20 protein-coding genes are annotated in these 18572 nt (G+C 37.5%); 16 read left to right on the top strand and 4 right to left on the bottom strand.

Features of this window, described 5'->3' with window-relative positions:
* The first annotated feature begins 102 nt into the window (after positions 1-102).
* From tapA to KW850_RS22870, 5 genes are all read left to right on the top strand, one after another.
* The gene (gene tapA, locus KW850_RS22850; RefSeq protein ID WP_218350062.1) at positions 103-912 is read left to right on the top strand and encodes an amyloid fiber anchoring/assembly protein TapA; all 810 of its coding nucleotides are present in this window, start codon (positions 103-105) and stop codon (positions 910-912) included.
* Positions 893-1465 carry a signal peptidase I SipW gene (gene sipW, locus KW850_RS22855; RefSeq protein ID WP_218350063.1) on the top strand — a complete coding sequence of 191 codons (573 nt, stop codon included), beginning with the start codon at positions 893-895 and terminating at the stop codon, positions 1463-1465. The genes tapA and sipW overlap by 20 nt, the downstream gene beginning before the upstream one ends.
* 60 nt (positions 1466-1525) lie before the next feature.
* Entirely contained in the window at positions 1526-2131 is a 606-nt protein-coding gene (locus KW850_RS22860; RefSeq protein WP_218350064.1) for an LPXTG cell wall anchor domain-containing protein, read from the top strand.
* 480 nt (positions 2132-2611) lie between these two features.
* Complete coding sequence (locus KW850_RS22865; protein WP_218350065.1) at positions 2612-2863, top strand: DUF2535 family protein; 252 nt, start codon at positions 2612-2614, stop codon at positions 2861-2863.
* A 138-nt stretch (positions 2864-3001) separates the two neighbouring features.
* Positions 3002-3844 carry a DegV family protein gene (locus KW850_RS22870; protein WP_218350066.1) on the top strand — a complete coding sequence of 281 codons (843 nt, stop codon included), beginning with the start codon at positions 3002-3004 and terminating at the stop codon, positions 3842-3844.
* Positions 3845-3875: 31 nt separating this feature from the next.
* Here KW850_RS22870 and KW850_RS22875 read toward each other — a convergent pair whose 3' ends face one another.
* Positions 3876-4766, bottom strand: coding sequence for an MBL fold metallo-hydrolase (locus KW850_RS22875; RefSeq protein ID WP_218350067.1), 891 nt, complete (start codon positions 4764-4766; stop codon positions 3876-3878).
* 380 nt (positions 4767-5146) lie between these two features.
* Here KW850_RS22875 and KW850_RS22880 point away from each other — a divergent pair, with 380 nt between their 5' ends.
* The 6 genes from KW850_RS22880 to KW850_RS22905 all read left to right on the top strand — a co-directional run bounded on the left by KW850_RS22880 (position 5147) and on the right by KW850_RS22905 (position 11124).
* Positions 5147-6664, top strand: coding sequence for a spore germination protein (locus tag KW850_RS22880; RefSeq protein WP_218350068.1), 1518 nt, complete (start codon positions 5147-5149; stop codon positions 6662-6664).
* An 11-nt stretch (positions 6665-6675) separates the two neighbouring features.
* Positions 6676-7800: a GerAB/ArcD/ProY family transporter gene (locus KW850_RS22885; RefSeq protein ID WP_218350069.1), complete on the top strand. Its 1125-nt coding sequence runs from the start codon at positions 6676-6678 to the stop codon at positions 7798-7800.
* Entirely contained in the window at positions 7784-8950 is a 1167-nt protein-coding gene (locus KW850_RS22890; protein WP_218350070.1) for a Ger(x)C family spore germination protein, read from the top strand. The genes KW850_RS22885 and KW850_RS22890 overlap by 17 nt, the downstream gene beginning before the upstream one ends.
* Before the next feature lie 80 nt (positions 8951-9030).
* The gene (locus KW850_RS22895) at positions 9031-9609 is read left to right on the top strand and encodes an SCO family protein (protein WP_218350071.1); all 579 of its coding nucleotides are present in this window, start codon (positions 9031-9033) and stop codon (positions 9607-9609) included.
* 111 nt (positions 9610-9720) lie between these two features.
* Positions 9721-10545: an SGNH/GDSL hydrolase family protein gene (locus KW850_RS22900; RefSeq protein ID WP_218350072.1), complete on the top strand. Its 825-nt coding sequence runs from the start codon at positions 9721-9723 to the stop codon at positions 10543-10545.
* Complete coding sequence (locus KW850_RS22905; protein ID WP_218350073.1) at positions 10546-11124, top strand: YpmS family protein; 579 nt, start codon at positions 10546-10548, stop codon at positions 11122-11124.
* A gap of 31 nt (positions 11125-11155) precedes the next feature.
* Here the strand turns inward: KW850_RS22905 and KW850_RS22910 are convergent, their stop codons facing one another.
* Complete coding sequence (locus KW850_RS22910) at positions 11156-11902, bottom strand: DUF4397 domain-containing protein (RefSeq protein WP_218350074.1); 747 nt, start codon at positions 11900-11902, stop codon at positions 11156-11158.
* Positions 11903-12244: 342 nt separating this feature from the next.
* On the opposite strand from KW850_RS22910, the gene rsgA reads away from it, so the two are divergent.
* The 3 genes from rsgA to msrB all read left to right on the top strand — a co-directional run bounded on the left by rsgA (position 12245) and on the right by msrB (position 14419).
* Positions 12245-13312 carry a ribosome small subunit-dependent GTPase A gene (gene rsgA, locus KW850_RS22915; RefSeq protein ID WP_218350075.1) on the top strand — a complete coding sequence of 356 codons (1068 nt, stop codon included), beginning with the start codon at positions 12245-12247 and terminating at the stop codon, positions 13310-13312.
* A 184-nt stretch (positions 13313-13496) separates the two neighbouring features.
* The gene (msrA, locus tag KW850_RS22920) at positions 13497-13982 is read left to right on the top strand and encodes a peptide-methionine (S)-S-oxide reductase MsrA (protein ID WP_374226382.1); all 486 of its coding nucleotides are present in this window, start codon (positions 13497-13499) and stop codon (positions 13980-13982) included.
* Positions 13979-14419, top strand: a complete 441-nt coding sequence (msrB, locus tag KW850_RS22925) for a peptide-methionine (R)-S-oxide reductase MsrB (protein ID WP_218350077.1) — start codon at positions 13979-13981, stop codon at positions 14417-14419. Before msrA ends, msrB begins: the two co-directional genes overlap by 4 nt.
* A 22-nt stretch (positions 14420-14441) precedes the next feature.
* Here msrB and KW850_RS22930 read toward each other — a convergent pair whose 3' ends face one another.
* Positions 14442-15032 (bottom strand): DUF502 domain-containing protein, encoded by a 591-nt coding sequence (locus KW850_RS22930; protein WP_218350078.1) that lies wholly within the window; start codon positions 15030-15032, stop codon positions 14442-14444.
* A gap of 194 nt (positions 15033-15226) precedes the next feature.
* On the opposite strand from KW850_RS22930, the gene KW850_RS34325 reads away from it, so the two are divergent.
* Both KW850_RS34325 and KW850_RS22940 read left to right on the top strand, forming a co-directional pair.
* Complete coding sequence (locus KW850_RS34325) at positions 15227-15301, top strand: YjcZ family sporulation protein (RefSeq protein WP_142332963.1); 75 nt, start codon at positions 15227-15229, stop codon at positions 15299-15301.
* A gap of 191 nt (positions 15302-15492) precedes the next feature.
* Entirely contained in the window at positions 15493-16956 is a 1464-nt protein-coding gene (locus KW850_RS22940; protein ID WP_218350079.1) for an NAD(P)/FAD-dependent oxidoreductase, read from the top strand.
* A gap of 156 nt (positions 16957-17112) precedes the next feature.
* Here the strand turns inward: KW850_RS22940 and KW850_RS22945 are convergent, their stop codons facing one another.
* Complete coding sequence (locus KW850_RS22945; protein WP_218350080.1) at positions 17113-18474, bottom strand: TrkH family potassium uptake protein; 1362 nt, start codon at positions 18472-18474, stop codon at positions 17113-17115.
* Positions 18475-18572: the final 98 nt, after the last annotated feature.

The raw sequence follows: 18572 nt of genomic DNA on the forward strand, positions 1-18572 counted from the left end.
TTTTAATACTCTTCTCCTAATATAAATATATTTATGTTAGGAGAAGAGTATTAAATCATAGTGCTTTTAAAAAACTTTTGAATTCCTTGAGTGGTGGGAGGCATGATTAAAATTAGATACCCCAGGTTAGCTAAATTTAGAAAGAAAAATCAAAAGTTAATACTCGCAATACAAATTGTAGCAATCTGGTACATAGCGTTTATAACAATTGGTTATTTAACTTCTAGTACTGGTGCATATTTCACTTCTAATGATATAGAATCTACTGAAATTCAAGCTGGATACTGGGATGAGAGTAAATTGAAGTTCATAAAAAAGGGCAATGATAACTTAAATGAGTTTATTTGTCCGGCAAATGAATTTGAAATATCTACAGTAATTAAGAATGTTGGAAAAACAGATATGTTTAGGGATGGTACTTATGAAGTTTATTATGTTGAAAATGGGCAACCAAGTGTAAACGGTAGTAAGGTAGCAGAGGGTAAAATTTCTAAACTACTAGAAGGGCAAGAGCTTGTTTTAACACAAAAAGTTACTAGCGAAGGCTTTTATATGTTTAAAACATCTGAAAATTCTGGGCAAAAAGAAGAAAAAGTAATATGGAGTGAAAAAATAAAGGTAAAATGTAAAGCGTCTAATTCACCTGAAAAAGAAGATAAGGTAGAGGGTGAAAAAGGTACAACTGAAAAAGAATCAGTCGAATCATCCGAATCCTCTGAAAAAGATGATAAACCTAAAGTAGAAGAACCAAAAGAAGAAAAAGCTAAAGAAGAGTCTAAAACTGAACCAGAATCTGGAACAGTGAATTCAGATCCAAATAGTAGCAATCAAAATAATACCGTGAGTGAAAATAATAATACTTCAACGGTAACAAAGGAGGAACAGAAAGATAATGAAAGCCAAAACAATTAAGAAATGGGTTAGTAATATTACTACAACACTATTAACAGTCCTACTAATATTTATGCTATTCATTGTAATTTCCTCAAAAGCAGCAGGAGGAGAGCCACAAGTATTTGGGTATCAACTTAAAACAGTCCTTTCAGGATCAATGGAACCAGGCATTAAAACGGGATCTATTATCGCAGTTAAAATTGCCGGTGAAACAAATAAGTTTAAAAAAGGTGATGTAATTACTTTTAAAAAAGATGAAAAAGATTTAGTTACGCATAGAATAGTTGAAGCAATAAAATCAGGGGATCAGATCATGTATAGAACAAAGGGAGATAACAACAAGTCAGAAGATTTAGATCCAGTTCTTTCACAAAATGTGGTAGCTGAGTACAAAGGCTTTACTATTCCATACTTGGGTTACTTTATGAATTTTACTCAATCAAAGAATGGTAACTTATTGTTATTAGTATTACCTGGTTTATTGCTGTTAGGTTACTCTGTATTCACTATCTGGAGAACGATTTCTCAGATGGAGATAAAAGGTAAGGGAGGAGAAGAAAAGTCTGCATAGGAATAGGTAACTGATAGAACAAGTCAGCTACCAATCTCTCCATAGGAGGATAATTATTTTATGAATCGATTGAGGTTAATTACATGCTCATTAATCGCTTTTCTACTTATTATAATTTTAAGTAATCCAGTTTCTGCAGAAGTTCAAGAGATTGATATAGTCACAACTCCAGAAAAGGTTTTGTTTGATATAACAAACATGAAGCCAGGGGATTGGGCAATTAGAGATTTGAAAATTAAAAATAGTGGAAAACAAGACTTTGATTATTTATTCTCGAGCAATAAAAAATCAGGATCAACCCAATTGTATAATGAGTTATTTTTAACTGTTACTCGTGGGGATACTGAACTTTATAAAGGTAAACTTGGCGGGTTTTCAAAGCTTGATACAAGATCACTAAAAAGTGGTGCTGAAGAGAGACTAACTTTAAGAGTCGACTTCCCTGAACATTTAGGAAATGAATATCAAAGACTGACAACTGAAGTAGAATTTAAGTTTTATGTAGAAGGTACATTAGGTGGAGTATTGCCAGTAGACGGACCTAAACTACCTAACACTGGAACTGATATGTTTAATATTCTTGTAGCAGGAGCATTATTAATCTTAACTGGTACTATCTTACAGTTCGTTCTAGCATGGCGTAGAAAAATTGCAAAACATGGTTAAACTAGCCTTGATAGGTATATTTTATCAAGGCTTAATTCATATCTAAAATGATTAAGAAATACATATAAAAAGAACACGAGAAATTAGTGATGGAGCTGACAATATGTTAAAAAAACTCTGCCCCAAATGCCACCAGCCATCCTTCAGCAGCTGTGATTCTGGAAAATGGTTATGTCCAACATGCAACAACGATCTTACTTTTGTAAACCTCCAAGATGCTGAAAAATGCAGATCTAAAAGACCCCAATTATACATAAAAAAAAACAATTTGCTCAAGATAACCCACAAATTAAACCATACACATTCCCATCTTTTGACTAACTAAACAAGTCATTCATCAGTGGCCTGTTTTTTGTCCCCCAAATAATAATTTTCCAAAAAATGTTCATAAATATTTTTAATCCTGGGCATATATAGACACATTTCGAGATGTTAAAGGTGTATAATATAGACAAACGGGTGAAAAAGAGGATTGATATTTTGTTATTCAAAAGCCTAGAGTTCAAAAATGATGTTGGACAGAAGGTTAAAGTTGTAGACATTCCTGTATTGGAGGAAGATAGCACTTATAAATTTATGATCCAAGTCCGTTTACAGACGCTTGTTGCGTCGCTCTACAAGGAAGAAAGCTTGAAGAAATGCTACTCCTTTAAAGATTATTTGAAAAAGGTCATGAAGTGGCCAGAATATGAACACTTGTTTAAATTAGGAGAATTAAAGAATAACGCTTAATGCATTCAGAGCACCGCTGGAGATTACCTTAGCGGTGCTCTTTTATTTTAGAAAAAACATGAAAAGTAATCGATGTTATTCCTTTCCAAACCTGTTAGATGTATAATACAAAACAGTATAGCTAGGGAAGTGACTGTTTTGAGTAAAATTAAAATCGTAACCGATTCCACATTGGACATGCCATTAGAAATGGCGGAACAACTGGGGATCGTTGTTGTACCTTTATCTGTAACAATAAATGGAGAATCATACTTAGATCGAGTGGACATAGATGTAGTTGAATATCTTGACGTGATGAAAAATGCGGCTGAATTGCCGAAAAGTTCTCAACCTCCAGCTGGAACCTTTCTTGAAGTGTATGACCGGCTCGGGGAAGAAGGATATGAGGTATTATCGATCCATATGACAGGCAAAATGAGTGGTACTGTTCGCTCTGCTGAGAGTGCTGCCCAGATGACGAAAACGAAAGTGACTGTGGTTGACTCCATGTTTATTTCGTTAGCGCTCCAGTTCCAGGTGAAAGAAGCAGCAGCAATGGCGAAGCAGGGTAAGAGTATCGAGGAAATCCTTACTCGTCTTGACAAGGTCCGTGAACATACCAAGTTATATATAATGGTAGATACACTTGATAACTTGGTCAAGGGCGGCCGAATCGGTAAAGGGAAGGCGTTTATTGGCTCGTTATTAAATATCAAGCCAATAGCCTCTCTTGAAGGGGCTGAATACACACCAGTTACCAAGGTCCGCAGTCATTCACAGGTGGTCAAATTCATGGCCAAGCAATTTGCGGAAGATGTAAAAGGGAAAACGATTCTTGGAGCTGGCTTGGTTCATGCTGATGCCTACGAATTATCATCTAAAGTAAAAGAAGCGATTACTGAATTAACAGGCTACCAGGATATTTCCATTGACTTTACGGGTCCAACGATCAGCACACACACAGGTCCTGGTACAATAGCCTTAATGTATTATTTTGAATAGCAAAAAAGGATGGTGCCTGACACCATCCTTTTTATTTACTCATTACAAGCTCTGTTTTTGATTCAGGTATTGAAAGCCCGAGCCTGTGAAGATGCTTACGAATACCACTTCTTTCCCATGTTAAGAGGAGGTTTTTTTCCAAACTTTTTTTCGGATAAAAGATGCCGATCTTTGTCAGTTCCTCAAATGTTAGCCCTTGGCGGACGTATTGATCAATGGTTTCATCGCGCTTCTCAATAATGGCAAGGAATTGATCCATTGCCTGTTTAAATTCTTGCTTAGTAAATATCCCTTTCTGATGCCCTGTAATATAAGTATCCGCATCAAGGCTAAGCAGACGTTTGCCTGAAGTAATGAAATCATCGATGTTTCCATCTGTCCCATTATACCAAGGGCCAAAGGATGTCATGTCATAATCCCCAACATAGACCACACCTAAATCAGGAAAATAGGGGCAAGAAAGGCCGCTGGTATGTCCAGGAGTATGTAAAAATAGGACGTTCACATCACCAAAGGTATAGTTGATTTCATACTCAAACGTGCCTGAAATTTCCCCTAGATTTTTCACCAATTCCTGCGGAAGCGACTTTTTCCACTTTTCAACACCATCGTCTCCCCATTCTTGATAGACACCATTGGCCTGTGCAACACCTTCGATCTTAAGTGATGTTTCAAATTCGATCGGGTTGATTAATTTTGTTGCATCGGTAAACAAATGGTTGTGAAGAGTATGATCGGGATGGTAATGAGTATTAATGATTAACTCTATCCCATATTCCCGGTCCACCTCTAACAGTAAGTGAGCGTCCGCCCCGCTATCGATTAACACTTTTTCCGAACAATCAATGAATAGACTGCGGGAAAAGGGAACTTTACTATAGTTAGGACCTTCCAAAATCATAATCGGACCAATTCGATTCATCATTATCACCTCAAAGCGTTTTTATTAGTAGGCTATGTTAAAACTTATTGTTGATTTTGGCACCCTGTTGATTGGAGAGGAAGGCGCGAAGACTCCTGCGGGAGGACGGGGCAGGGGAGACCCCGCAGGAGCGTAGCGACGAGGAGGCTCCCCGGACCGCCCGCGGAAAGCGAAGCGCCTGGAGCGGAAATCAACAGGCAAGTGTAACAGAGCCTATTAGTTAAGCATACAAATTATATTATGAATGAATGTTCATTCATAATATCACAAATCTCTCATAAAAGAAACATTTCTGGTGCCTGATACCCATTCATTTTCTTTTGGTTAAAATTAGATTTTTTGGTAAAGATAAAAAAAATTGAACGATTAAGGTGTTGCCGATGTTTAAGCGGAAATCAGAAAAAAAACAGTCAGAAGATAAGAAGCCGCATAGTTTAAATGTGGATGATCTAAAATCAGAATTGCAAGCAGAGATAGGCGATTGTACCGACCTGAATTTTCGAACTATAAAAAAGAATGGCAAGAAGATTGTATTTTGCTTTTTAAGCAGCCTGATTGATAAAACAAGCTTTGATGAATTTGTCCTGTTACCAGTTCAACAAAATACACAAAACGAATGGACAACCGAAAGTCTTGCTCAGATCTTGCCGATTGGCGAAGTTTCTGTGGCCAATCAATTAAAAGAAATAATTTCATCTTTAATAGAAGGAAAAGCGTACATTTATATCGATGGTGAACCATATGGAATCCTTGCCAATGTCGGTTCAACCGTTGAAAGATCGCTAGAAAAGGCCGAAACCGAGTCGCTAGTATATGGCCCAAAGATCTCTTTTACAGAATCACTAATCGGTAATTTAAATATTATCAGGAGTAATTTGAAAGATCCCAACCTGTGTATGGAAGATATCACAATCGGAAAAAGGGTAAAAACACCCGGAAAACTTGTCTATGTCAAGGATATCGCGGATAAAGATAATGTGAATACTTTTCGGCAAAGAATCACTGATTTAGAATACGATTACATACCGGACACAACGGTTTTGGGGCAGTTAATCGAGGATAATTCGTGGACCATTTTCCCGCAAATTATGTCAACCGAATTGCCAGACAGGGTTACTCTTTCCTTGATGAGGGGAAGGGTAGCCGTAATGATGGACCGGTCTCCTTCTGCTATATATGGCCCAACACCTTTTCTTAGTTTCTTTGAATCAACTGAAGATGTATATATGCGTTGGAATATGGGCTTTTTCTTACGGATGCTGCGAATTATTTCCATTTTTTTATCGGTCTTATTGACTCCGGCCTATGTCTCTGTTTTGACCTACCATTATGAGGTCATTCCATCAGCTTTACTCATTTCACTAGGTCAATCCAGGGCAAATGTTCCGTTTCCTCCAGTTCTTGAAGCCCTTCTCTTAGAATTTGTGATCGAACTATTAAGAGAGGCAGGCGCACGACTGCCAACAAAAGTAGGTCAAACAATGGGTATCGTCGGCGGTATTGTTATTGGACAGGCAGCTGTTCAAGCGGGATTTACAAGTAATATCTTAATTATCATTATCGCATTAAGTGCCCTTGGTTCCTTTACCTCACCAAGCTATTTAATGGGTACTGCCATTCGGATGATTCGCTTTCCAATTATTATTTTAGCTGGTATTTGGGGGGGAATTGGCATTATGTTATCCTTTTGTTTTATTGCAATTCACCTCCTAAGATTAACCACCATTGGGAGGCCATACCTTATGCCTGTCTATCCCTTTAGGTGGAAGGACCTAGGATACAGTATTCTTAAATTTCCGTCTCAATATTTATCCCACAGGCCAGTAACAAACCGTCCAGTAGACAAAGAACGTTTTCCAAAACATAAAGGTGTTGAAAAAAAGGATGTAGATGAATAGGAGCGGTCAGGATGAAAGTGGATTTGCATCCAAAAGAAGGATTAATGGTTAATGCCTTCCTGGTCATGTTTTTTATACATGCTACCCAAACAGGCGTAGGAATAGTCGGATTACCAAGGATTGTCTTCCTAGCAGCAAAACATGATGCATGGATCTCCGTCTTTTTCGGAGGAATGTTATCTGCTGTTGTCTTAGCCATGATGGTTATCATGCTTAAAAAATATGATAGTGCAGACTTATATGGAATTCAGGTAGATGTGTTTGGAAAATGGTTTGGAAATATGTTGAACATTTTTTATATGCTCTATATGACCATTAGTTTTTTTGTCATTCTAATGAATTATATTGAAATTGTTCAAGTATGGATTTTCCCAGACTTACCCACTTGGCAAATCTCTCTTGCGCTTATTCTCTTAACCATCTATGCGGTTAATGGAGGCATTCGAATTATCGTCGGAGTGGCTTTTATTTCAGTCCTAGGGACTATTTGGATGATTTTTATCCTGTTCGTACCAATGCGATATTCAGATCCAAAAAACCTGCTTCCACTTTTTAATACAGATTTGAAGGATATTTTTTTTAAGGGTGTTTTTAAAACATCCCTGTCGCTTATGGGATTTGAACTTTTGATGTTCTTATATCCATATGTGAAAGATAAAAAAAAGGTTTTTCTCTACTCGCAAATAGGAAATTTCTATACAACTTTTCTTTTCACTGCCATTACAATGGTGTGTATTACATTCTTTGCTGAAAATGGGCTAGCTCGGACCATTTGGCCTGTATTATCAATGTTTAAAATTGTTAGGTTACCAAACTTAGAACGGTTTGAGTTTATTGCCGTTTCATTTTGGATGTTAGTCATCTTACCAAACATGTGTAGTTATTTATGGGCTGCATCTAAGGGGTTTAATCGGATTATTAATTGGAAACAAAAAAAGGGGATTTGGATCCTTGGCATTCTTGTTTGGGGCGGATCGTTTTTAATTAAAGCAAGGTATCAAATGAATGAATTAACTGATTTTGTTGGACATCTGGGCTTTTATACTGCCTTTTGTTATCCTATACTCCTTTCAGTGCTGGTAATAGTGAAAAAATGGTTCTTAAGGAGGAAGAAATCAAGTGCGCAAGCCTCATAATAGCAAACTAATTCTTTTGACAGTTTGTTCGATGACGATGGTTCTCAGTGCTGGATGTGTTCAGCAAAAGCCTCTCGAAAAATTAGGACTAATTACAGTATCAGGATTTGATATGGAAGGGAAAAATCAAATAAAAGGAACGGCAATCGTTCAAAAATTTGATCCCATGACAAAAGCGTCAACGAAAGTCATCACTTCCTTGGCAAAAACAAGTAAAGGATTAAGACAAGAAGAAAATCTTCAATCCAACCAAAAGCTTGTTTCAGGACAGCTTCGTTCGGTTGTTTACAGTCGCGAGTTAGCCGAAAAAGGAATTATCCAGTTGGTCGACACATTGAATCGTGATGCTGCCATTGGGAATATGGTCTATTTAACCATTGCTGACCGCACTGCTTCAGAAATTATGCAAATTGAAAATGATAATAAAGGACAATTAAACCTTGGCACATATATGTACAATTTAATTAAACAAAATGTCGAAGGGGAACAAATTATCTCCCCGACCCTGCATGAGTTTAACCATAATTATTATGATATTGGCAAGGATCCTGTGCTCCCGATTCTAAAGGTTAAAGGGAAAGATGTGATAATTTCTGGGGTTGGTCTATTTAAAGATGACCGGTTAGTAGATGAATTAAAGCAAGGAGATCTTTTTTATTTAAAAGTACTAGTTGATAAATATAATGCGGGAACAAAAGAATTGGGATTTAAGCCAGAGCAATTAAAAAAAATCATCTTAAAAAATGAAAATTATACGAAGAAACCAATATTCAGTAAAATATATGTCACCGTTGATAATATTCGGAGCAAGACGAAAATTAAATTGGTCGATAAAAAAAACCTTCGCTTTAGAGTGAATGTTATTTTAGATTCAAGGGTACAAGAGATGACCCAAGCCTTAGACTTGGGTAAACCTGCTGCCATAAAATTACTTCAAAAAAAATTCGATCAGAGGATGCAAAAGAAACTAGAAGAGTTACTTCTTCATTTTCAGGATTTAGGAATTGATCCAATCGGATTTGGGAATGAATACGAAGCGCATTTAAGAGGTAGAACCATTACGAAGGAGGAGTGGGACAGGCAATATAAGAAAGCTACCTTTGATGTGCATGTTAAAAATACGATAGAACGAACCGGAGTAATCGATTAACAAGCCATTTCCTTTCTTCTTTTTTAAATCTTTGTTAAACTATTCACGGAATGAAAAGAAAAAAGGTTGCAGGTGATTGAATGAAAGCTCGGTTTTTATTATTTATCTTAGTTTTATCCATTCTTATGATGACGGCATGTGGACAGAAAAAAATAGAAAATGCCGTTGATTGGCCTGTTAAGGAGTTTACAGCGACAAATCAAGAAAATAAGTCCTTTGGATTAAAGGATTTAAAGGGGAAGGTATGGATTTCAGACTTTATTTTTACCAGCTGTGTAGATGTATGTCCGCCGATGACATCCAATTTGACGAAATTACAAAAAATGGTCAAGGATGAAGGGTTGAAAAATGTTGAATTCGTTTCTTTCAGTGTCGACCCAACCGTCGATAAACCGGAAGTCCTGACTCGTTATGCGGAACAATTCCAAGTCGATTTTAAAAATTGGACCTTTCTAACTGGCTACTCTCAGGAATATATCGAAAACTTCGCTCTGAAAAATTACAAAGCTCTAGTTAAAAAGCCGCAAGAGGGTAACCAAGTAATTCATGGGACGTCCCTTTATTTAGTAGACCAAGAAGGTCATATTAGAAAATCCTACGATGGGTACAAAGATGTTCCCTTTGATGAAATTATTCATGATATGAAAGCCTTGCAATAGACCTTTGGACGGGTCTATTTTTTTTGGCAGGAATAGGATGTAGTACAAATTGTTTTGAATGATTCATGCCGTGCTATAATAGAAATAATTTAGAAGGCAGGTGAAATAAAGATGAAAAAGCTTTTCACCTTTCTAGTTCTCCCCGTGGTATTCCTATGTTCGTGTAATCAAATTGATCAATGGTCGTTACATCCTGAAAAGAAAACGGCTGCACAAGCCTTTTCACAGGTTCCCGCTGACTTTGTACCTCGAAAATTAACTGTATTATCAGCTGGCGATTCACTAACTCAAGGGGTAGGAGATAGTAATAAAAGTGGCGGCTACTTGCCATATTTAGAAACTATGCTTGAAAAAGAAAAGGGAATCAAAGAAGTTGATTTCTATAATTATGGAGTTAAAGGTAATAGGACTACTCAATTATTAAAAAGACTGAAAACAGCAGAAATGAAAGGTGCACTTCAAGAGGCAGATTTGGTCATATTAACGATCGGTGGAAATGATATTATGAAGGTAGTTAAGGACAATATTGAAAACCTCCAACTATCAACGTTTACCGCTGAAAAAGAATCGTACCAAAAGCATTTAACGCAAATTTTTGATCTGATTCACCAGGAAAATCCCCATGCTCAGGTTGTATTAGTGGGGTTATACAATCCATTTTCTAAATGGTTTTCAGAGATTAAAGAATTGGATGAAATTGTAGCGGATTGGAATAAGGCTGGCCATGCGGTCACTGCAAATTACCCTCATGCCTATTTTGTTGAAATTGAAGATATGTTTTTAAATGCAAATGAGAATCTTTTATATACTGATAATTTTCATCCAAATGACAAAGGCTATGAATTGATTGCACAAAGGTTAAACCAAACCTTAGAAGAACAAGTATTACCTGAATTGGATAAGACACCGTATATGGTCAATACAGAGGAGAATTAGATGAAAAACAAATGGAAAATAGGATTCCTGATCTTGCTGGGAATCAACCTTTTGTTCGCTATTATTATGTTGTCCCTAGTTATGTTTCCATCGGAAGGCCCTCAAACAAGTAAATCCAAGGTGCCAACCCAAGAACATGTTTCCTTTCATGTTAAATCAAACAAGAATGATTTAAATATGCTGATTAATCATTATCTAAAAGAAGAGGCTGCAGATTCTTCGATCGATTATCGGGTCCTTTTAGAGGATGAGGTTGAACTGTATGGCACCTTGCCGTTCTTTAGTGAGGAACTAAATATGAAGTTAACATTTAGGCCAAGTGCTTTAGAAAATGGTGATTTAGTTTTAAAACAGAGATCAATGACGATTGGGAGTTTACACCTTCCTATATCATACGTTCTCAATTTTATTAGCGAAAATTATAAGCTTCCTAAAGGGGTCGAGATAAGACCTAAGGATAAACTGATCTATGTCAACATGCAGCAATTAAAATTAAAAAGTGATATTAAACTTAAGGCGGACAAATTTGATTTGAAAAAGGATGACATTGCCTTTACGATATTAGTCCCAGTGAATTAGGTGCCTCGTTATTTCGGAGGCACCTATTTTTTTAATCCTTAATTTTGATATATTGGAAACCATGATTTGAATGATCAACAAAGACGATCGTATAGGTTTCATTTGGTAAAAATTGAATCCTGGGCATTGGCAATAGTACATTCTTCGTGTCAGCTTCCCTTGCCTCCAAATCAACGGTCATGGGTGTTAATCCTAGATATTCAGTGGACTGCTTATAGGAAACCTTTGGGAAAACTACATCTCTGTCTTTAACTGCGATATCTAGTGGCGGGGTATCTGGTGATAAGTGGATAAAGCGAACCTTTGATTCATTGACCGGTACCTTTGGTTTATTCTGAAAAACTAGCAGTCGCATTTTCTTTACAGAGTCAATCGCTGCAAGTGTGTACGATTTTCCAGGTTCAACGGTTATCTTTTTATTTAAAACACTGTCGACCATATTTCCCGCTGGGTAAATATCAATATGATGTTTTCCAGGTTTTAATGGTAGATAACTACTTAGGTTTTTAAATGGTAAGTCCCGTATCACTCGTTTCCCATTAATATAAAAATCTACATTTGGGGAATCAGGGGAGGTGTGAAGGACGCGGACATATGCTTCTCCTTGTAACGGTTGGGGATTTGTTCTCAGGGAGGTCAATGCTTTATTCATGTATTTTATATGTTTAAGGTAATAGTGCATGTGTAAGTTGGGAAAGGAGAATTTATAAAATTGAGCTAACAAATCATACATAGCCGCTTTTTGCAGATAATCGGAATGTGTTCTTTTCTCGGACATATTATCAACTCCTATCTAATGGATTACACCATAATTTATTCAAGCTTAAATAGGTAGGTGTCTAACTTCGTAAGCACAAATTTGGAATTTTTACATTTTTTATTTACAAATGGATATATTACACATATACTTATAACAAATATGTTTGAAAGTGGGTGACGTGCAATGTTAATTGAAACGATGAGAGCAATCCGTAATTTGAATATTGTTGTTTGCACAGCCCAAAGTTTTACTTATTAGGGTTCCATTGTACGTTTATTCCAATAGGCGAATAAAACCATGGGCTGTGTGTGCCTATGGTTTTTTATTATGTAAAAATAATTAATCGCTGGAGGAATAAACATGAATTTAGTAACTATGGGATTAACGAAAACGATAGAAAGTAATTTTCAAACTTTAAATACAAATGAAGAAATGATTCTTGGTCGTGTAGCCCTCGAACATAAACGAATGTACCGGGTGTGGACGGAGCAAGGAGAATTATTATGTGAGGTTTCAGGCAGATTTAGTTTTAATGCCCTCAATCGAGAGGACTTTCCTGCGGTCGGTGATTGGGTTGCCCTAAAGCCGAGATTTGATGAAGGAAAAGGGACCATTTTGGCCATTCTGCCTCGAAAAAGTAAGTTTTCACGAAAATCTGCAGGGCTTACCGCGGAGGAACAAATTGTTGCCACTAATGTCGATACGGTGTTTCTCGTCAATTCACTGAACGAGGATTTGAATTTACGAAGGATGGAACGCTATCTGCTGCTTGCTTGGGAAAGTGGGGCCAATCCTGTTATTGTTTTAAGTAAGGCAGACCTTTGTCAGAACCTCGAGAGTAAATTAGCTGAGGTTGAATCGATCACGATGGGAGGCGTACCTGTCATTGCGATAAGTGCTGCGACGATGAGTGGATTTGAGAAATTAGCACCATTCTTGCAGTCTGGAAAAACGATTGCCTTGCTTGGATCCTCAGGGGTTGGTAAATCGACTTTGACCAATCGTCTCTTAGGTGAGGAAAAACAGGTAGTTCAGGATATTCGAATGGCAGATGATAAGGGGCGACATACTACGACGCACCGTGAACTGATCCTCCTTCCCAATGGCAGTGTCTTGATTGATACACCTGGAATGAGGGAACTGCACCTATGGGAAAGTACAGATGGTTTAACGGAGACCTTTTCAGAAATTGAAGAATTAGCATCCTCTTGCCGCTATCGAGATTGTCAGCATAAGAATGAACCTGGCTGTGCAGTAGTGAGGGCGATTGAGGAAGGATTGTTGGCAGCTGAGCGGTTAGCAAGTTACAATAAACTGCAAAAGGAACTAGCCTTTATCGAAAGAAAAGCTGATAAACGTGCCCAAGCAGAAGTCAAAAAACAGTGGAAAAATATCAATAAACAAATGAAACAGCGAAAAAGCTATTAACACTATGAAAGTTGACCAAGTTTGGAATATCAACCATACTTGGTCAGCTTTTTTTATGGTCTTTAGATTTTATTTTTACTTAAACTTTCTGTATACTCATATTCAAGTGAAAGAATGTTAAAGGGGTGGGACTTTGGAAAAGCAAAATGTAGTGGCAACGTTTGCCGGAGGCTGTTTCTGGTGTATGGTGAAACCGTTTGATGAACAGCCAGGTATTAAAAGTGTAATTTCCGGCTACACAGGGGGAACAGTAGAAAACCCGACGTACCAACAAGTATGTTCAGATACAACCGGCCATTATGAAGCCGTCCAAATTACGTATGAACCTGATGTTTTTCCCTATGAAAAATTATTGGATTTATTTTGGCAGCAAATTGACCCAACCGATCCAGGCGGGCAATTTTATGATCGCGGGCAATCGTATCAAACGGCGATTTTCTACCATGATGAGACACAAAAAATGCTAGCTGAACAGTCAAGGCAAGCACTCCAGGAAAGCGGACGGTTTAACAAACCAATTGTTACACCAATCTTACCTGCCAAGACTTTTTATCCAGCTGAAGACTATCATCAGCATTACTATAAGAAAAATCAGGCTCATTACGAGTCTTATCATGTAGGCTCAGGACGTGCTGGCTTTATTCAAAGTCATTGGGGGGAGAAAAAGTGAAAAACAAGGATCTAGAACAATTGAAAAAGACATTAACACCGATTCAATATGAAGTCACGCAAAATAATGGCACAGAACCACCGTTTCGAAATGAATATTGGAATGAAACGAGTGAGGGGATCTATGTAGACCTTGTCTCAGGAAAGCCGCTGTTTAGTTCGTTGGATAAATTCGATGCCGGCTGCGGTTGGCCGAGTTTCACCAAACCGATTCAAGATGAAGAAGTGATCGAGAAAGCGGATCATAGTCACTTTATGATTCGGACCGAAGTAAGAAGCAAATCGGCCGATTCTCATTTAGGACATGTATTTAATGACGGTCCAGCCCCGACAGGCTTGCGTTATTGCATTAACTCTGCCGCATTACGGTTTATTCCGAGTGATAAACTAGAAGAGGAAGGTTACGGAGAATTCACGAAGCTATTTGAAGCAAAATAAAAAGCCGCGATTGCGGCTTTTTTTATTTCGTCTTTTGTTTTGTGGTTGAAGTCATCCCGCCTGAAAGGATAAATTTCATCGCTTCCTCTGGTTTGACGTCAATAATTTCTACTTGTTCCTTTGGAATTAAAAAAGTAAACCCTGCAACCTGGAATGTTTGCGGAATATAAACGGCCACATGGTCTTTTAAGGGAGAATAGAAATCCTCCAATTGATCTGAAGTAATAAAACCGAGGCTTCGCATCTCTGTTCCTGGAACCACAACTAGGGCCACCTTGGAAAAGGATTTTTTCTCGCCAAGAAAGGATTGAACGGTGTCCTTAATAACGGAATAGATCGTTTTTACAACAGGAATCTTATCGAGAAGAATATCAATCAATCTGATGATTTTCCCCGAAATATATTTCGTTGAAAGCCAGCCTAAAACAGTAATTAATATCAGGGTCGACAATAAGCCAATCCCAGGTATGTAATCCTCCTGTAAATAGGGCTTCAGCGTATTACCCAATAAACCATCTAAAAATAGAAAGGTTTTGTAAATGACATAGATCACAAGGATGATAGGGACAATGGTTAAAATACCGTTAATAAAATTTTTTACAATGGATTTCATCGATTCACCTACAATTTTTATCATTGTATTTCATAATATAGGCGAATGCACATACAGGTCAAGTACCTACTACATAATGTATCATTGTTAAGAAACAATTTTGTGAGGAGTGATTGTGCATGTATTACGGACATGGTGGTTGTGGTTACCCTGCATACCCTGCATACCCTGCATATCCTGCAGGATGTTGCGGAATCGGCGGTGGGTTTGCGTTAATTGTCGTTCTGTTTATTCTATTGATCATTATCGGGGCGAGCTGGGGCTGTTAATTTGACGAAATAAAGGCTGACTCTAAACGAGTTGGCCATTTTCTTTTAAAAGAAAATTTTCTGATATAGGGATAAAATCCGAACGATTACATATAATTTTAATTCATAGTTCGTATTTAGTGTTGACGAAACAAAAATAGTCTGATATATTTACCAATGTTGAGTAAAACGACTTTGGAGGTAATTGGACAATGGATACGAGATATGATGTGATAGTAGTGGGTGCTGGCCCTGCAGGGATATTTGCCTGCTATGAACTGACACTAAAAATGCCAAACGCAAAGGTTCTCTTAGTGGATAAAGGACATGATATTTACCGGAGAAATTGCCCAATATTACAAAAGAAAATTGAAAAATGTCCACCTGCTACAGGGAAAAAAGAATTTGCTGGGTGTCTGCCGGCCTGTTCGATCACAAATGGTTTTGGTGGGGCGGGTGCTTACTCCGACGGGAAATTTAATATCACAAGTGAATTTGGCGGTTGGATGACCGACTATCTTTCAGATTCACAGGTAGTGGAGTTAATTCGCTATGTCGATGAAATCAATTTAAAGCATGGTGCGACCGATAGCATTACAGATCCATTAACAGATCAGGTCAGAGATATTGAACGACGCGGCTATGCGGCTGGACTAAAGTTGCTGCGTGCTCAGGTACGCCACCTTGGGACAGAACAAAATCTTGAAATCTTAAAAAGTATTTTCGAATATTTAAAAACAAAGGTTGAAATGTCATTTAAAACGGAAGTTTTGGATTTAATCACAGAAAAAACATCGGATGGTCTTTTAGTAAAAGGGATCAATCTTAAAGGTGACCAACATGTTTATGCCGATAAGGTTGTCATTACGCCGGGTCGTGACGGTTCAAAATGGCTTTCTGATATCTTAAAATCCCGCAGATTACGGATGATTAGTAATCAAGTAGATATTGGGGTTCGCGTGGAGACCTCGAACATTGTCATGCAGGAAATCAATGAACATTTGTACGAAGGTAAATTTATTTTCAATACTTCCGTTGGGACTACGGTCCGAACTTTTTGCAGCAATCCATCAGGTCATGTGGTCGTTGAGAATCATTCAGGCATCATGCTTGCCAATGGTCATGCTTATAAGGATCCAAAGCTTGGCAGTCCGAATACGAATTTTGCCTTACTTGTTTCGCATACCTTTTCCGATCCGTTTGATAAACCGAATGAGTATGCACATGAAATTTCCCGCCTTGCCAATAGCTTATCGAACGGCGGTCTCATTGTTCAAAAATATGGAGATATTTTAAAAGGCAGAAGATCGACAGCAAAAAGGATTAAAGAAGGATTCCTTGAGCCAACATTAAAAGAAGCGGTTCCAGGTGATCTTGGATTGGTTCTTCCATATAATACGTTAAAAAGTTTAATAGAAATGACTGAAGCCTTAAACAAAGTGTCCCCGGGTCTTGCTTCAGAACATACCTTGTTCTACGGTGTGGAGGCGAAGTTCTATTCGGCGCGCCCACGCTTAAATGACCGATTCGAGACGGAAATCAGCGGACTTTATGTTGGCGGCGATGGAGCAGGGATTACACGTGGGCTTGCACAAGCAAGTGCATGCGGTGTCTGGATTGCGCGAGACATTATTCAAAAAACAACTGAACAAAAACAAGAAACCGTTCTAGTCTAACCCACATATTTTTGTGGGTTATTTTTTTGTAAGCTATGTAAAAAGCTCATTATAGATATGCCACAATGTTGATTGGAGCGGAAATCAACAGACTAGTTTAAGAGAGCATTTTAATAAAATATAGGAGGGGAATCAGCCCCTCCATTCCTCTAACTATTACCCAATCGGTACTTTTTCCTTTGGATATTTAATCTTTTCCTTACTGCCTTTACCTCGTAAAATGAGTAAACAGGTGACAATGCCAACTCTCCCAATAAACATAAGAATAATGATAAGAATTTGTCCAAACGTAGAAAGTCGTGGTGTTAACCCCAATGACAATCCATTTGTCCCGAAAGCAGATGAAACCTCGAAGATTACTTCAAGAACAGTGCCTTTTTCGGTAATCGATAATACTAAAATAGAAAACAAACATAATAACGCACCAGTCGTGATCACTATAAATGATTTCAGAACATCCTCACTTTGCAATTCGCGTCTAAAGATTTTGATCGAGCTTTTTCCTTGAGCATAAAAAAAGATGGATAATAAAATGATGGCAAATGTTGTTGTCCGAATACCGCCACTTGCACTGCTAGGAGACCCGCCGATGAACATTAAAATGGATAGGAACAGTTGGTTGCTTGGTGTAAAGTCATTGATATCCATTGTTGCTAAACCAGCACTTTTTGTTGTAACCGAATTAAATAACGAATAGAAAAAGGATTCATGCCAACTCTTATTGGTAAAAAAGTGTTGACTATCAAAAATATAAATGAATAAGGCACCGAGAACGGTGAGAAGGACAAACGTTAATGTAGTTAACTTAGTAAATAAGGTGAAATGAAATTTCTTCCGGCTATTTAGGTTTAATAAAAATTCATAAACCTCCACCATCACTGGAAAACCAATCGCCCCCACAATCATTAACAAAATAATAATGGTTTGAACAAAATAGTCTCCGCTAAATGGACTGAGTGACTCATCTGTCAGATCAAATCCCGCATTGGTCGTGGCACTGATTGATGCAAAAAATCCATGTTTAAATGCAGATAATGTACCTTCATAATAGTTCAAAAAGCGAATTCCTAAAATGATTCCACCCACAAATTCAAACGAGATAAAAATAATTAATATTCGTTTTGCCAATTGGACTAATCCAGACAAATTCGATTGATTTTGATCAATCATTATCAATTGTCTTTCTTTTAAGCCTACTTTTTTTCCAAGCATTATCCAAAGAAATGTACTTAACGACATGACCCCTAATCCACCCAATTGGAGAATTAAGCATAAGAGAAAGATTCCAAAGTTGTTAAATGTATCTTTAATGGAAATCACACTTAACCCAGTAACGCTTATGGCGCTAGCTGAGGTGAACATGGCTTCGATAAAGCTTAGCGAAACATTCTCACGGTGGGCCATCGGGATTTTTAATAACAGTGTAGAGATAACCAAAGCAGAAAAATAAAAAATTACGATTAATTGGATGGTTGAAAACTCTTTTGTTTTTAACTGTATTTTTTTGATTGCGCTCATCGGATCCATTCCTTCTGTATTCTAAAAGTAATTTTATATGAATCATTATGAAATGTAAAAGATAGCTTTCTTTTAACCCACATGGCTTCCACTTTTCT

The organism is Bacillus sp. sid0103 (assembly GCF_019219025.1).

Bases quoted from the DNA above. Each gene is read 5' to 3' on its own strand.
- tapA (WP_218350062.1), top strand. From the start codon at position 103: ATGATTAAAATTAGATACCCCAGGTTAGCTAAATTTAGAAAGAAAAAT.
- sipW (WP_218350063.1), top strand. From the start codon at position 893: ATGAAAGCCAAAACAATTAAGAAATGGGTTAGTAATATTACTACAACA.
- KW850_RS22860 (WP_218350064.1), top strand. From the start codon at position 1,526: ATGAATCGATTGAGGTTAATTACATGCTCATTAATCGCTTTTCTACTT.
- KW850_RS22875 (WP_218350067.1), bottom strand. From the start codon at position 4,766: ATGAATCGAATTGGTCCGATTATGATTTTGGAAGGTCCTAACTATAGT.
- KW850_RS22880 (WP_218350068.1), top strand. From the start codon at position 5,147: ATGTTTAAGCGGAAATCAGAAAAAAAACAGTCAGAAGATAAGAAGCCG.
- KW850_RS22885 (WP_218350069.1), top strand. From the start codon at position 6,676: ATGAAAGTGGATTTGCATCCAAAAGAAGGATTAATGGTTAATGCCTTC.
- KW850_RS22895 (WP_218350071.1), top strand. From the start codon at position 9,031: ATGAAAGCTCGGTTTTTATTATTTATCTTAGTTTTATCCATTCTTATG.
- KW850_RS22900 (WP_218350072.1), top strand. From the start codon at position 9,721: ATGAAAAAGCTTTTCACCTTTCTAGTTCTCCCCGTGGTATTCCTATGT.
- KW850_RS22905 (WP_218350073.1), top strand. From the start codon at position 10,546: ATGAAAAACAAATGGAAAATAGGATTCCTGATCTTGCTGGGAATCAAC.
- KW850_RS22910 (WP_218350074.1), bottom strand. From the start codon at position 11,902: ATGTCCGAGAAAAGAACACATTCCGATTATCTGCAAAAAGCGGCTATG.
- rsgA (WP_218350075.1), top strand. From the start codon at position 12,245: ATGAATTTAGTAACTATGGGATTAACGAAAACGATAGAAAGTAATTTT.
- msrA (WP_374226382.1), top strand. From the start codon at position 13,497: ATGGTGAAACCGTTTGATGAACAGCCAGGTATTAAAAGTGTAATTTCC.
- KW850_RS22930 (WP_218350078.1), bottom strand. From the start codon at position 15,032: ATGAAATCCATTGTAAAAAATTTTATTAACGGTATTTTAACCATTGTC.
- KW850_RS22940 (WP_218350079.1), top strand. From the start codon at position 15,493: ATGGATACGAGATATGATGTGATAGTAGTGGGTGCTGGCCCTGCAGGG.
- KW850_RS22945 (WP_218350080.1), bottom strand. From the start codon at position 18,474: ATGAGCGCAATCAAAAAAATACAGTTAAAAACAAAAGAGTTTTCAACC.